The sequence below is a fragment of the Paraburkholderia panacisoli genome (assembly GCF_008369935.1).
GTDB classification, from domain to species: domain Bacteria; phylum Pseudomonadota; class Gammaproteobacteria; order Burkholderiales; family Burkholderiaceae; genus Paraburkholderia; species Paraburkholderia panacisoli.
Map to the genome: position 1 here is coordinate 102,411 of NZ_VTUZ01000017.1, position 14,487 is coordinate 116,897.

Here is a 14,487-nt window from a genome sequence, read left to right on the forward strand (position 1 = left end):
CGATTCATCATGCCGCTGCGCGACCGCTGCGTGGGTCCGGCTTCGGCGCCTGGACTAAAAGGCTGGATCGGCGCGTACCAGCCTATCGAAATCGATGCGGGCCATCGGGTCGTGCTGCGCGAGCCCGAGCGCTTCGTCGCCGGGCATCGGGAAGACAGCAGCAACGGTCAACGCATGCGCGGCAAGCGTGTGAACAAGGTCGGGTAGTCGATCACGAGGCCGTCATGGTCGACCTGCATGTTCGCCGTGAAGTTGCGGAAGATGCCCTCGTAGCGATACTCGCGATGCAACGCGATACACGAGTACGCCTGTTCGACGCGCGTGACCTGCAAATCCGGCGTCGAGATATAAGCGACTGAAATCGGCTGACGCTCGCCCTCGGCCAGTTGTAGTCGGCGGATCGGCAGCGTGTTGGTGAACGGCGTCGCGGCGATGTCGATGTCGACGCAGCCTTCGATCGTGCTCAGCACGAGGCCGTGGCCGTCGTGCCAATGGCCGGCGCCGTCGCCGTGCAACTCCAGTTCCGCGCCGCCGACGATCTTCAGCCACGCATGCCGCGTGCGCCAATGCTCGTCACAGCGCACCGTGTAGTGCAACCCGTACGCATGACCGTAGCGCTGCCCGACCACCACGCTCTCCACCGCGAAGCCGTCCGCGTGCTCGTCGAACGCCAGATGCTCGATACCGTCGCCCTCTTCCGATACCCACCGTAGTTCACGCATCGATCTGTCTCCTCGGGAAACGGCGCGGCCTGCGCCGGGCGAGACTATCGTAGCGCGAAAGATCGCCGTGCGGCGACGTAGCGCGCGATGCGCAGGTGTTGCAAATAACCACTATCAACCCGCGATGATGCCCGATAAGGCGTAGCTGGCCTATGCTCGCGGTTCGCCCTCAACCGGACCGACCGCCGTGCCGCGCCGACGCTCGCGTTGCGGGCGGGCACGGCATCATCGAGAGCCCATCATCGAGCCGCCGTAAACCATGCACGCCGCCGCGACCGAAGCCGAATCCGCCGCCTTGCGCACGCTGTTGCGCAGCCTCGGCCAGATCGTGCTGCAACCGAACGCCTTCACCGGCGCATGCCTGCTCGCCGCGTGGCTGCTGACCGACTTGCGCCTCGCGTGCGCGGCGCTGATGGGCGCGGTCGCGGCCAACGTGAGCGCGGTGCTCGCCGGCTATCGCGACGACGACACCCGCGCCGGGCTGCACGGCTTTAACGGCGCGCTGGCGGGTCTGGCCGCCTTCAGCTTTATCGCCGACCCCGCGACCGCCGCGGCCGTGACGATTCTCGCCGCGACGGGCACCGCCTGGCTTCTGGAGCCGTGGTCGCGCTGGCTGCGCGCGCGGGGATTGGGCGTTTATTCGAGTCCGTGCCTGATCGTTACGTGGCTCTGGCTGCCCACGATGACCAGCGCCACCTTGCCAACCAGCGCGGCGCCGCTCCACGCGCACGGCGCGGCGCAATGGAGCAGCGGCGTGCTCGCAAGCCTCGCGCAAACCGGCTTTGCGCCGGGCGCGTTAGCGGGTTTGCTCGTGCTGGCCGGAATTGCCGCGGCATCGCGCCGGCATGCGCTGGGCGCGCTCACCGGCGCGGCGCTCGCGAGCGGCGCGCACCTGCTGCTCGGCGCAAGCACAGGCTCGTTCGACGCCGGCCTGTTAGGATTCAATGGCGCGCTCACCGCACTCGCGCTCGTCGATTGCGGCATCATGCCGATGCTCGGCGGCATTGCGCTTGCGGTCGTGCTGCAAGCGGCAGCCGCGTACTTCGGCTGGCCGGTCATGACGGCGCCCTTCGTACTCGCGACGTGGTGCATGCAAAGGCTCACGCAGCGCGTTACGCGCGGCGCGCTCGCAGTCAAACAGGCGCAACGCCCGAAAAGCGCCAGCTCGATCACGACTCCGGCCACGCGCGCGAATTGACATCGTGCCGCGGCATCGCACGCCGGTTCGCACGCGTTGGCGATCCGGCAACTTCAGGAGACAGACATGTCGTTCACTCACACACCGGCTGGCCGCCTTGCCGAGTCCGGACCGCTCTCCGACGCGGAGCGGCAAACGCGCGTCGACCTCGCCGCCGCCTATCGGCTCGCCGCGCTCAGCGGCTGGGACGATCTGATCTACACGCATATCTCGGCCAGCGTGCCCGGCGAACCCGGCCACTTCCTGATCAACCCGTTCGGCCTCGCATTCGATGAAGTGCGAGCGTCGAATCTCGTGAAGATCGACATCGCCGGCAACATCGTCGGCTCAAGCGACTATGCGGTGAACGCGACCGGCTTCGCCTTGCACGCCGCGGTTCACGCGGCGCGCGCCGACGCGGTCTGCGTGATGCATCTGCACAATACGGCGGGCGTCGCGGTGTCCGCGCAACCGGCCGGCTTGCTGCCGGCCTCGCAACATGCGCTGCGTTTCTACGGCCAGCTCGCGTATCACGACTACGAAGGCCTCGCGTTCACGGTGGCCGAAGGCGAGCGTCTGGTTGCGCACCTCGCCGACAAACCCGCGATGCTGCTGCGCAATCACGGCACACTGACGGCCGGCCGCACGGTCGCCGAAGCCTATGTGCTGATGGCGACGCTGATAAAGGCCTGCGAGATCCAGCTGCAGGCGCAAGCATGCGGCGCGGAACTGGTGGTGCCGAGCCACGCGGTCGCCGCGCGCACGGCGGAACAACTGTACGATGGCGGCGCAATCGAAGGCGCGCTCGAATGGCCCGCGTTGCTGCGCAAGCTCGACCGGATCGATCGCGGCTACCGCGACTGAAGCCGCGCCTCGCTCGCCTCTCTCATTGCTCAACGGAGTCATGCCATGCCCACGTTTCATATCGAACTCTTCGAAGGCCGCACGCTGGAACAGAAACGCCAGTTCGTCGAAGCGATCACCAAAGCGACTTGCGATTCGCTCGGCGTAGAACCGAATTCGGTGGATATCATCCTCACCGACGTGAAACGCGAAAACTGGGCAACGGGTGGACGTTTGTGGTCGGACGCCGAATAGTGACGTTCCTGCGGCTAAACGCGCTGGCGGGACCAACGCGCGCGAGGCCGAAAAGGCCTCGCACTGCCGAAAAGTTACGCGCATTGCGCGCGTAACTGTTGTTGCTCAACAACGCATTTCTCCAACGCGTCGCCGTGGCGGCGTCGCGAAACGCCGCCACTCCACTACCTGATCAGAACTTGTGGATGATACCCACGCCCACAGCAACCTGGCTGCGCGACGACGACGGCGAGCCGTTCTGAGCATCGCCGATGCTTGCCGTTGCGTCGATGATCGATCGGCCGTTGCCGGCGAGCGTCTGGCCGCTAGCCCGCTGATACGCTTCGAGCGCATACAGGCCGGTCCGCTTGGACAGCGAGTAGTACTGTGACAGGTTGAACTGGTTGTAGGTCGCCGCGCTCGTGATGCCGTTCGATTCCGTCGCACGGGTGTAGCTATAGCCAGCGGCCAGGTCCAGCACCGTGATCGGCTTCCAGTGCAGCACGGCACCGCCCGTGTTCCAGATCGCGGTGTTGTGGAAGAACGAGTTCACGCCCGGAGAGTACTGCACGTTCGAGTAGGCGAACGACACGTCCCACTGCGAGTTGAACGCGTAGCCGCCCGTCACCGCAATGCGCTGCTGCTTGGCAGCCGTCTGGAAACCGTTGTTGATCGCCGACACCGCCGGCTGCGAACCGTTGTTCGACGTCGTGGAGTTCCAGACCACGCCGCCATTGGACGCGTTGTCGATCCGCTGGATGCCTGCTGCGATACCGAACGGGCCGGCCAGGTACTGCACGGCCGCGCTCCAGGTCTGACCGGCGCTGAAGCTGCCCGGGTTGCCGCCCAGCGAGTACGAACCGCTGACCGTCAGACCGCTCATGCTCGGCGACGTATAGACCAGCGAGTTGTTGGCGCGGTACAGCGTATCCAGCGAGTCGATATCACCCGGGTGCGCGCCGTATGCACCGGTCAGCCACGTGGTCGGGCTGTACGGCGACAGCAGCGTGTAGTACGACGTGTACTGGCGGCCAGCCGTCAGCGTACCGAACGTGCCGTTCGTCACCCCCACCCATGCCTGACGGTTGAACGCCAGACCCGACACGCTTTGCGCGCCGGTTGCGCTGTTGAAGCCCTGCTCCAACTGGAAAATCGCCTTCGTGCCGCCGCCCAGATCTTCCGCGCCCTTCAGGCCGAAACGGCTGCCAGCCCAGATGCCGTTGATCATCTTGACTTGCGAGCTCCCGCCCGGGGACGGTCGTGCCGATGCCGCGCCGGTTGTCGGGCTCAACGTCGTCGAGCTGTTCTGATAACCGATACCCGTATCGACGATACCGTACAACGTCACGCTGCTCTGTGCATGTGCGCCCAGGGCGACCAACCCCAGGGCCGAACCAACCAGTGCCTTCTTCATTTTTACTCCTGTGTTAAAAGCTTTTTTTGTATGCGGCCTTGTACGAGCGCCGCTGAGTGCGGTATTTATTTATGAGCGTGGATCAGAACACCGGGTGCCCATTGATCAGACTTGGCAGCCAGGTCGAAAACCACGGCACGTAGGTGACGATATTGATCGCGCTGAAGATAGCGAGGTAATACGGCCACGCCACCTTGGTAGTTTCCCCGATCGACACATTGCCGATTGCGCAGCCGATAAATTGCACCGAGCCGATCGGCGGATGCACGAGACCCAATGCGCAGTTCAGCAGGATCATGATGCCGAACTGCACCGGGCCCACGCCGTTATGCATCGCCATCGGCAGGAACAGCGGCGTGGTGATCAGGATGTGTGCCGCCATGTCGACGAACGTGCCGAGGAAAATCTGGATCAGGTTGATGTACAACAGCATCAGCCAGGGCAGCGCGGTTGCGCCATCGAGCATGCGTTCGATCGCGTCCGGAATCTCCAGGTAGGCCATCTGGAAGCGCAGCATGTTCGACACGCCGATCAGCAGCAGCACCACGCCGGTGGTCTTGGCCGCCTTCGACAGCGCATGACCCAGCTTCTTCATCGACATCGAGCGGTACACCACGATCGTGAGGATCAGCGAGTATCCGACGGCAATCGCGGCCGCTTCAGTCGCGGTGGCGATGCCTTTGGCCACGCAGACCAGAATGATCGCGATCACCATCAGGCCCGGCACCGCGCCAATGAACGTGCGGCACACCGCCATCCAGCCCGGGAAGCGCTGCAGTTCGGTCGAACCGTCGGGACGGCGCGGATAGCCGTACTTGACCGCTTGCCAGTAGGCGGCGATCAGCACGAGGCCCATGACCCACAGCACCGGCAGCAGACCGGAGAACAGCAGATCGCCGATCGACACGCCGCTCATGTGCACGCCGTTCAGCGTGCCGGTGATGCCCTGCGCCGCGAACGCGTAGATGATCATGTTGGTCGAGGTGGGCATCAGCGCGCCCGCCAGCGACGAGTGGGTCGTGACGTTGACCGCATAGGCGGCGCTGTAGCCTTCGCGCTTCATCAGCGGGATCACCACGCCGCCCATCGCGGACGTGTCCGCGGTCGGCGAACCCGACACGCCGCCGAACAGCGTGCATGCGACCACGTTGGCCATGCCGAGGCCGCCGCGGAAATGCCCGACCGTGGCCTGCGCGAAACGCAGGATGCGGTCCGCGATGCCACCGTGCAGCATCAGCTCGCCGGAGAAGATGAAGAACGGCACCGCGAGGAACGAGAACGCGTTCATCCCCGAGATCATCGACTGCATCGCGGTTGCTGCCGGCAAGCCTTCATACAGATAGGTCAGGACACACGACAAGCCTAGCGCAAATGAAACCGGAACCCCGAGAAGAAGGAATACGAGAAAACTGATGGCAAGGAGGGCTAGTTCCATGATTGTTCTACTTTTGTTTCCGGGCGAGTTTGCTTCTTTGGGAAGAGCGCCAGCAGGTGCTCGAACGAGAACATCGCGATGCAGATGCTGGCAAAGACCGGAATGCAGTAACGCAATGCTTCGGGCAAGCCGAGAATCGGAATCCGGTCCTCTCGCGTGGTGATCGCCATCTCCAGACAGCCGAAGAACACCGCCACGGCAAACGCGACCAGACACAGATGCTGAATCCCCGCCGCGATGGTCTGGCCTTTCTCCGGCAACTTCTTGACGAGCGAGTCGAGACCGATATGGCCCCCTTCGCGAACCTTCAGCGCGGCGCCGAACATGGCGATCACGATCACCAGCAGCAACGCGATGGGTTCGACGAAATCGGGTGCGTCGCTGAAGACATAGCGCATCACGACGCTATAGATCACCAGCAGACAGAGCACGGCCAGGCTTGTCGATGCCACGACAGCCAGCACGCGAAAAAGAAAATCATTTGGGCGTTTCAAGAAACTCATTGACCCCGTCCTTGCTCACGACAGACCTGTCTTTAATAATCAGCAATCCTGCTCGACTGAACCGGCGCAGCAAGCCGCTGCGGCGGAACAGCCCGCGGGAATTCCCGCAAGGCCGTTTCCGCCGCTAGTACTGCTGTTGCTTCCGGTCCGGAACGCGGACTTTATTTGACTGCCTGGATTTCGTCGACGAGCTGCTTCATTTGCGGGGTCTTTTCATACTTTGCCCACACCGGCTGCATCGCCTTCACAAAAGCCGCACGATCGACCTGCGACGAAGCGACGATGGTCGCGCCACCCTTGGTGACCGTCTTGCTCGCGTCGGCTTCGCGCGCGGTCCACAGCTTCTCGTAGTAAGGCACCGAGTCAGCCGCGGCCTTCTTGATGATCGTCTGTTCCTGCGGCGTCAGCGTGTCCCAGATCTTCTTCGAAAAAACCAGCACTTCCGGCGTCATCGAATGCTGGGTTTCGGAAAACACCGGCGCGACTTCGAAGTGCTTGGTTTCTTCGTACGACGGAATGTTGTTTTCCGCAGCGTCGACCAGACCGGTCTTCAGGCCCGTATAGACTTCGGCGAACGGCATCGGGGTCGGCGTGCCGCCCATTGCCTTGATTTCGTCGACCATCAGGTCCGAAGGCTGAACGCGCACCTTCAGGCCCTTCATGTCAGCCGGCGTGTGAATCGGCTTCTTCGTGTAGATGGAACGCGCGCCGCTCTCGTAGAACGTCAGCGCGATCATGCCCTTCGCCGCGAACGCGTCGAGGATCTTCTGGCCTTCCGGGCCGTACATCACCTTGCGGAAATGGTCGATGTCGCGGAACAGGAACGGCAGCGACGGGATCATCGATTCAGGAACGATTTCGTTGAACGCGGCGCCGTTGGCGCGCGCCATGTCCAGCGCACCGATACGCACCTGGTCGATCGTGTCGTTTTCGGAACCCAGCGCGCTGTTGCCGAACACCTTCACGGAATCCTTGCCACCCGTTGCCTTGTTGATCTGTTCACCCATGTACTTCACGGCCATATTGGTCGGATAGGTGTCGCCGTGCACGTCCGAAACGCGGAACACGCGCGCTTCTGCCGACACAGCGCTGAACGCCAGCGCGGCGGCCGCGACGATCAGCGACACACGGGAAGAGGCAAACTTCTTGTTCATCGTGACATTCCTTGAAAAATTGACCATCCAATCGATTGCGGATGCGACATGGTTTTGCTGCGTCTCCCGGCTCGGCGCCCGCAGCCCCTGGGGCTAGCGACCGCGTTGCCGTACTGGCCTGTACAACTTCCCCGGCACAGATGCTCAGTACTCCTGTCAGACAACTTCACTGCATTGACTTCAATGACCTCGGCGTAATCTCGCGGACCCGGGGTCGCGCGCAGAAGCCGCCTCGTTTCCTGCAATCCCAAAATTCAAAGAAAGGAATTTGTTTGGGCTTATATGTTGTACGACGACATACGAAGAAGTCTATAAAACACGGTTTGAATTGTACAGACGGTATTTACCCGCAGAATTGAGCGGTCCGGCAGGGCTGACCTATTCGGGGTCCCGGCTAAGCCCCGCGCCGCTTGGAGGAGAAATGAGGGAGATATCGACGGCCGGTTGCGACGCTCTGTTTTTTCGTAAAAAGTCACCGTCGACCGTGGTCTATACGCCACATTGTTGTACGACGAGTGATGAATAAAGTAGCAATTTGAAAGCAAAACGCCGGGCAAAACCTCTGCCCGGCGTTCATTGCTGACTGGCTGCCTTACAGTACGCCCGCGAATTCGGGCTCCAGCAAGCCGGTTACACCCGGACGCAACGCGAACAGATGGCCGTCGTGCTCGCTCGCGCCTGCGCCGGGGCGAATCGAGGTGACGAACAGCGTATCCAGATCGCGGCCGCCGAACGCGCACATCGCCGGTTTCGTGGGCGGCACCGGCACTTGCCGGTCGAGCTTGCCCTGCGGCGTGAAACGCAGCAGCAGGCCCGCGTCGTTCGCGCAGATCCAGTAGCAGCCATCGGCGTCCACCGCCGCGCCGTCGGGACGGCCCGCGTGATGATGCAGATCGGCGAACACGCGCCGGTTGCGCGGCTCGCCCGACTCGATGTCGTAATCGAACGCCCAGATCAGCCGGCGCAACGGATGCGAGTCCGACAGGTACATGGTCGTGCCGTCCGGCGACCACCCGAGGCCGTTCTGCGTAATCAGCGCGTCGACCACCGGCGCGGACAACACGCATTGCGCATCGAAGCGGTACAGCGCGCCGGCCGGGTTGGCCGCCGCCATGTTCTGCACCATCGTGCCGGACCAGAAGCGGCCTTGCCGGTCGCAACGGCCGTCGTTAAAGCGCATGCCCTCGGCGGCGAACTCCGGCGCGGCGAGCTTGCGCATGCTTGCCGCGAGCGGCTCGCCGCTGCCGCCTTGCGCCGCTTCGCTCAGCGTGATCGCGAAGAGTCCCGTGTCACAGCCGGCCAGCACCGTGCCGTGACGGTCGAATGCGATGCAGGCGACCTGCTCCGGCAACAGCCATTCCGAGCGCTCGCCCGACTCGACCCGCAGCCGCACGATCTTGCGCGCCGGGATGTCGACCCAGTAGAGCGCCTGCTCCGCCGCGCGCCACACCGGGCTTTCGCCGACGGCCGCCGGCGCCTGCCCTGCTCCTTCGAGCCGCTCCACGCGCGGATTCAGCGTGGCGCTCACCGTTTCGGCTCCATCGGACCGGCGAGCACGAACGGGCCGCCCTGGAACAGCTGGGTCGGATCGTCGAAGTTCGTGTCGGGGGCGCCAGCCGGGAACAGGTGCTCGAATTGCGCCGAGCTGTCCTGCGGGCGGAAGCCGAGGAATGCCGCCTTCGTGTTGTCCACCCACGAGATGCGGTTGTTCGACACGCCGTAGACGATCGCGTGGCCGACGCGGTTGGTCAGCAGCGAACAGCGCACCAGTTCGATGAAGTCGCGGTAGCTCAGATAGGTGACGAGCATGCGCGAGTTCTTCGGCTGCTCGAACGACGAGCCGATCCGCAGGCACACGGTCTCGAGGCCGAAGCGGTCGAAGTAATAGCGCGACAGCGATTCGCCGAAGCACTTGGTCACGCCGTACAGGCTATCGGGGCGCAGCGGCGCGTCGACATCGACCACCGAGGTCACCGGATGGAAACCCACCGCGTGATTCGAGCTTGCGTAGATGATGCGCTTCACGCCCTGCTTCTGCGCCGCCGAATACAGGTTGTAGAGGCCGCGGATATTCGCTTCGAGCAGGTCTTCGAACGGCGCTTCGACAGAAATGCCGCCGAGATGGATCACCGCATCGACGCCTTCGAGCAGCGCGTGAACCTTGGTTTCGTCGGCGAGGTCGACGACGAACGCCTCTTCATGTGCCGCCACTTCGCCGAGCGGCGCGATGTCGGCCACGCGCACGACATCGGCCCACGCGGCGAGCGCGCCGCGCAACTGTTTGCCGAGGTTGCCCGCGGCGCCCGTCAGCAGCAGGCGGCGAAAAGGTTTGTGTGCCGCCGAGCGGTCAGGATTCGAGTCAGTCATGTCTTTCTGTTATGTGATTGCAATCGGATCAGCGTGAGGCAACGGGCCCACCGCGCCGCCGGGAATCAGGTCACCGGCGCCGGGTTGAACAGCGTCAACGCGTTGTGCAGCTTGAGCTTTTCCGCGCAGGTCTGTTTGCGCCCGCTCGCGACGTCGAGCATCAGGCGGAACAACTCCCAGCCCACGTCTTCGATCGACGCCGCGCCGGTGGCGATCGTGCCGGCGTTGATGTCCATCAGGTCATGCCAGCGGCGCGCCAGATCCGAGCGCGTCGCGACCTTGATGACGGGCACTTCGGCGAGGCTATACGGCGTGCCGCGGCCGGTGGTGAACACGTGCAGGTTGATGCCCGCGGCGAGTTGCAGCGTGCCGCAGATGAAATCGCTCGCCGGCGTGGCCGCGTAGATCAAACCCTTCTGGCGAACCTTTTCACCAGGCGACAGCACCCCGGAAATCGCCGAATTGCCGGACTTGATGATCGAGCCCATCGCCTTTTCGACGATGTTCGACAAGCCGCCCTTCTTGTTGCCCGGCGTGGTGTTCGCGCTGCGGTCGGCGCCGCCGCGCTTCAGATAGTCGTCGTACCACTGCATCTCGCGGATGATCGCCGCGGCGACCTCCGCATTGGCCGCGCGCGCCGTCAGCTGATCGACGCCGTCGCGCACTTCGGTGACTTCCGAGAACATGACCGTCGCGCCGGCGCGCACCAGCAGGTCAGTCGCGAAGCCCACGGCGGGGTTCGCGGTCAGTCCGGAGAACGCGTCGCTGCCGCCGCATTGCACGCCGATCACCAGATCGGACGCCGGGCAGGTTTCGCGGCGACGATTGTTCAGGCGCTTCAGGTGGCCTTCGGCGGTTCGCATGATCGATTCGATCATCGACTGGAAGCCGACGTGCGCCTCGTCCTGCAGCACCACCACGTCGCCGTTCTGGTCGCCGTCGACATCGCCGATGTCCGCAACTTCGGCGACATTCGCGGCCGCCGCGATCGGAATCGTGCCCGGCGGCATCAGGCGCTCAGGCTGCAGCTTCTCGCAGCCGAGGCTGACCATCATCACTTCGCCGCCGAAGTTCGGATTCAGCGCGATGTTGCGCACGGTGCGGATCGGCACCATCGCGTCGGGCGCGTCGATCGCGACGCCGCAGCCGTACGTGTGGCCGAGGCTCACCACGTCGTCGACATTCGGGTAGTTCGGCAGCAACTCGGCCTTGATGCGCGTGACCGCGTGCTCGACCACGTCGGCCACGCATTGCACGGTGGTCGTGATTGCGAGAATGTTGCGCGAGCCGACCGAGCCGTCCGCATTGCGGTAGCCCTCGAACGTGTAGCCTTCCAGCGGCGGCATCTCCGGCGCCTTGACGGTGGCGATCGGCAGGTCTTCGAGTCCCGGCGGGTTCGGCATGCGGATCACGTGTTCGTTGATCCAGCTGCCCTTGGGCAAAGCCTTGAGCGCATAGCCGATCACCACGTTATAGCGGATGACCTCGTCGCCTTCGGCCAGATCGGCGAGCGCGACCTTGTGGCCTTGCGGCACGCGCTCGCGCAGCACCAGACCGTCGGGGAAAACGGCGCCCTCACCCAGACCGCCGTCGTTGACGACGATCGCGACATTGTCATTGGGGTGAACACGAATGTAGAGCGGAGATTGTTCCATTGCATCGATCCTTTGGCCTTGTACGCCTGCTGCGCCAGCTATTCATACGTCATCCTACAACATGGAAGTTGGCAAGGATGTTCCGTATTTACCCTATGACCAGCATTATGCCGCGAAAACCCCGTTGAGTTACCCGTTTTGTTGTTGTACGATGACGTATAAGAAATCTCCATTTCGATTGAATCTCTACTAATCGACTCACACCGACGCCCGGATACTCATCATGACGACACCGCAGGAACTGAAGCAGATCGTTTCGGAAGGTCTTCTGTCCTTCCCCGTTACCGACTTTGACGCACAAGGCGACTTCCGCGCCGACACGTATGCAGAACGCCTCGAATGGCTCGCACCGTACGGCGCTTCGGCGCTGTTCGTCGCCGGCGGCACGGGTGAATTCTTCTCGCTGACGCACGACGACTATTCGAAGGTCGTGCGCACCGCCACCGAAGTCTGCAAAGGCAAGGTGCCGATCCTGGCCGGCGCGGGCGGCCCGACCCGCGTCGCGATCGCCTACGCGAAGGAAGCCGAGCGCCACGGCGCGAACGGCATTCTGCTGATGCCGCACTACCTGACGGAAGCTTGCCAGGAAGGCATCGCCGCGCACGCGGAAGAAGTCTGCAAGGCCGTGCCGAACATGGGCGTGATCATCTACAACCGCGCCAACTCGAAGCTGAATGCCGACATGCTCGAAGGTCTGGCCGAGCGCTGCCCGAACCTGATCGGCTTCAAGGACGGCGTGGGCGAGATCGAAAACATGGTGACGATCCGCCGCCGCCTGGGCGACCGTTTCTCGTACCTCGGCGGCCTGCCGACCGCGGAAGTCTATGCCGCCGCCTACAAGGCGCTGGGCGTGCCGGTGTACTCGTCGGCGGTGTTCAACTTCATTCCGAAGACCGCGATGGACTTCTACCGCGCGATCGCGGCGGACGACCACGCAACGGTCGGCAAGCTGATCGACGAATTCTTCCTGCCGTACCTGAAGATCCGCAACCGCCGCGCAGGCTACGCGGTCAGCATCGTGAAGGCAGGTGCGAAACTGGTCGGCCATAGCGCCGGCCCGGTGCGCGCACCGCTGACCGACCTGACCGGCGAAGAGATGGAACAGCTCGACGCGCTCATCAAGAAGCTCGGACCGCAGTAATTCGCCGGCGCAACTGCCGGGACGAACATCCGGCAGACACAGGCGAAAAGGCCGTAAGGACGGCCGCGCAACGAGCGCCCGGGGACGGCAACGTCGCCGGGCGTTTTTTGTAGCGCGACGGGCGTTGCATGCCGGCGCCCGCCGCTTCACGCGAACGGGCCGCCGCGCGCGACGCTGCACGCGAAGCCGCACCGTCCCTGATCGCCAAACGTATCGACCAAGGCCGCGACGCTCGATTGCGCCGCCCGGCCAGGGAGCCCGCTCCCTTGCACAACAATTTCAGGAGATGACCATGGACATGAGCCGCACGGCGAATCCCGCCGACGCCGCCACGCGCACCAAAGTCCGCTACGCGATCCTGCTGCTGATCTTTCTGATCACCACGCTCAACTACGCGGACCGCGCGACGCTCTCGGTGACCGGCTCGGCGATGCGCACCGCGTTCAGCTTCGACGCGATCCGCATGGGCTACATTTTCTCCGCGTTCAGCTGGGCCTACGTGCTGTCGCAACTGCCGGCCGGCTGGCTGCTGGACCGCTTCGGCGCGCGGCGCGTGTACGCGGCGAGCATTTTCCTGTGGTCTCTGTTCACGCTGCTGCAAAGCTCGATCGGCCTGCTCGGCAGTGCGGGCGCAGCCGTGGCCGCGCTGTTCGTGCTGCGTTTCGCGATGGGCGCGGCGGAATCGCCGGCGTTCCCGGCGAACGCAAAGGTGGTGGCGAGCTGGTTCCCGACCAACGAACGCGGCACCGCGTCGGCCATTTTCAACGCGGCGCAATATTTCGCCGCGGTCGTGTTCACGCCGCTGATGGCGTGGCTCACCCACGCGTTCGGCTGGCAGGCGGTCTACGTGGTGATGGGCGCGATCGGGCTGGCGCTCGCCGTCACCTGGCTGAAGGTGATGAAGAATCCCGCCGACCATCCGCGCGTGTCGCGCGCCGAACTGGAGTACATCCAGAACGGCGGCGGCGTCGTCACCGGCCACAATGGCAACAAGAATGCGCGCTCGAACGCGATCGAAAACGCCGGCGGCTGGTCGCTGGTGCGTCAGCTGCTCGGCAACCGCATGCTGCTCGGCGTCTATCTCGCGCAGTACTGCATCAACGTGCTGACCTACTTCTTCCTGACCTGGTTTCCGATCTATCTCGTGCAGGCGCGCGGCATGACGATCCTGCAAGCGGGCCTCGTGGCGTCGCTGCCGGCGATCTGCGGCTTCTCGGGCGGCGTGCTCGGCGGCGTGCTGTCGGACGGACTGATCCGGCGCGGCTGCTCGCTGACGGTGGCGCGCAAGGTGCCGATCGTCGGCGGGATGCTGCTGTCGGTGAGCATCATCGGCTGCAACTACGTGTCGACCGACTGGATCGTGGTCGCGCTGATGTCGCTCGCGTTCTTCGGCAAAGGCATCGGCGCGCTCGGCTGGGCAGTCGTCGCCGATACGTCGCCGAAGGAAGCGCTCGGCCTGTCGGGCGCGATCTTCAACATGTTCGGCAACGTGGCGGGCATCGTCACGCCGATCGTGATCGGCTACCTGGTCGCGCGCACCGGCTCGTTCAACGGCGCGCTGGTGTTCGTCGGCGCGAACGCGCTGCTCACGGTGTTCAGCTACCTCGTGATCGTCAAGGACATCAAACGGGTCGAGCTGCGCCGGGCCTGATCGAGGCGCGGTTATCGTACTTCCGGGGCGTCGGGACGAGCACTGTCTTTGCGCCGTCTGGCGCCCCACGGCGCGCTTTTCCGCCATGCAGGGCGCGCGCGCCGAAAATGATCTGGCATTTATATAATCAGTCGTCAGACGACGGTATAATGAATCGCAGGGCGTATCTGCAACTATCTGGTTCAAGGGGC

The 14,487-nt window shown here is 63.9% G+C and carries 14 protein-coding genes; 6 read left to right on the forward strand and 8 right to left on the reverse strand.

What is annotated here, in order from left to right; translation table 11 throughout:
• Positions 1-9: 9 nt before the first annotated feature.
• Positions 10-207 (forward strand): hypothetical protein, encoded by a 198-nt coding sequence (locus tag FVF58_RS24665; RefSeq protein ID WP_246217191.1) that lies wholly within the window; start codon positions 10-12, stop codon positions 205-207.
• Here FVF58_RS24665 and FVF58_RS24670 read toward each other — a convergent pair.
• The gene (locus FVF58_RS24670) at positions 168-722 is read right to left on the reverse strand and encodes a putative glycolipid-binding domain-containing protein (protein WP_149672445.1); all 555 of its coding nucleotides are present in this window, start codon (positions 720-722) and stop codon (positions 168-170) included. The genes FVF58_RS24665 and FVF58_RS24670 overlap by 40 nt on opposite strands.
• A 259-nt stretch (positions 723-981) precedes the next feature.
• Here FVF58_RS24670 and FVF58_RS24675 point away from each other — a divergent pair, with 259 nt between their 5' ends.
• The 3 genes from FVF58_RS24675 (at position 982) to FVF58_RS24685 (ending at position 2,997) form a co-directional block, all read left to right on the forward strand.
• Positions 982-1,920, forward strand: coding sequence for an urea transporter (locus FVF58_RS24675; protein WP_149672446.1), 939 nt, complete (start codon positions 982-984; stop codon positions 1,918-1,920).
• A 66-nt stretch (positions 1,921-1,986) separates the two neighbouring features.
• Positions 1,987-2,763: a class II aldolase/adducin family protein gene (locus tag FVF58_RS24680; RefSeq protein WP_149672447.1), complete on the forward strand. Its 777-nt coding sequence runs from the start codon at positions 1,987-1,989 to the stop codon at positions 2,761-2,763.
• Between the two features lie 24 nt (positions 2,764-2,787).
• A complete protein-coding gene (locus tag FVF58_RS24685; protein ID WP_281291272.1) occupies positions 2,788-2,997 on the forward strand; it encodes a 4-oxalocrotonate tautomerase in 210 nt (69 codons plus the stop codon).
• Positions 2,998-3,169: 172 nt separating this feature from the next.
• On the opposite strand, the gene FVF58_RS24690 is transcribed toward FVF58_RS24685, so the two are convergent.
• The 7 genes from FVF58_RS24690 to garD form a co-directional block, all read right to left on the reverse strand.
• Positions 3,170-4,390: a porin gene (locus tag FVF58_RS24690; protein ID WP_149672449.1), complete on the reverse strand. Its 1,221-nt coding sequence runs from the start codon at positions 4,388-4,390 to the stop codon at positions 3,170-3,172.
• Between the two features lie 82 nt (positions 4,391-4,472).
• Entirely contained in the window at positions 4,473-5,825 is a 1,353-nt protein-coding gene (locus tag FVF58_RS24695) for a TRAP transporter large permease (RefSeq protein ID WP_149672450.1), read from the reverse strand.
• Entirely contained in the window at positions 5,816-6,328 is a 513-nt protein-coding gene (locus FVF58_RS24700; protein ID WP_149672451.1) for a TRAP transporter small permease, read from the reverse strand. The genes FVF58_RS24695 and FVF58_RS24700 overlap by 10 nt, the downstream gene beginning before the upstream one ends.
• Positions 6,329-6,489: 161 nt before the next feature.
• Positions 6,490-7,482, reverse strand: coding sequence for a TRAP transporter substrate-binding protein (locus FVF58_RS24705; RefSeq protein WP_149672452.1), 993 nt, complete (start codon positions 7,480-7,482; stop codon positions 6,490-6,492).
• Between the two features lie 592 nt (positions 7,483-8,074).
• Positions 8,075-9,010: an SMP-30/gluconolactonase/LRE family protein gene (locus tag FVF58_RS24710; RefSeq protein ID WP_149672453.1), complete on the reverse strand. Its 936-nt coding sequence runs from the start codon at positions 9,008-9,010 to the stop codon at positions 8,075-8,077.
• A complete protein-coding gene (locus FVF58_RS24715; RefSeq protein ID WP_149672454.1) occupies positions 9,007-9,849 on the reverse strand; it encodes an NAD-dependent epimerase/dehydratase family protein in 843 nt (280 codons plus the stop codon). The genes FVF58_RS24710 and FVF58_RS24715 overlap by 4 nt, the downstream gene beginning before the upstream one ends.
• Before the next feature lie 65 nt (positions 9,850-9,914).
• The gene (garD, locus tag FVF58_RS24720) at positions 9,915-11,504 is read right to left on the reverse strand and encodes a galactarate dehydratase (RefSeq protein ID WP_149672455.1); all 1,590 of its coding nucleotides are present in this window, start codon (positions 11,502-11,504) and stop codon (positions 9,915-9,917) included.
• A 223-nt stretch (positions 11,505-11,727) separates the two neighbouring features.
• Here garD and kdgD point away from each other — a divergent pair, with 223 nt between their 5' ends.
• Together kdgD and FVF58_RS24730 are read left to right on the forward strand one after the other, a co-directional pair.
• Positions 11,728-12,645, forward strand: a complete 918-nt coding sequence (kdgD, locus tag FVF58_RS24725) for a 5-dehydro-4-deoxyglucarate dehydratase (protein WP_149672456.1) — start codon at positions 11,728-11,730, stop codon at positions 12,643-12,645.
• A 292-nt stretch (positions 12,646-12,937) separates the two neighbouring features.
• Positions 12,938-14,296, forward strand: a complete 1,359-nt coding sequence (locus FVF58_RS24730) for an MFS transporter (RefSeq protein ID WP_149672457.1) — start codon at positions 12,938-12,940, stop codon at positions 14,294-14,296.
• The last annotated feature ends 191 nt before the right edge of the window (positions 14,297-14,487 follow it).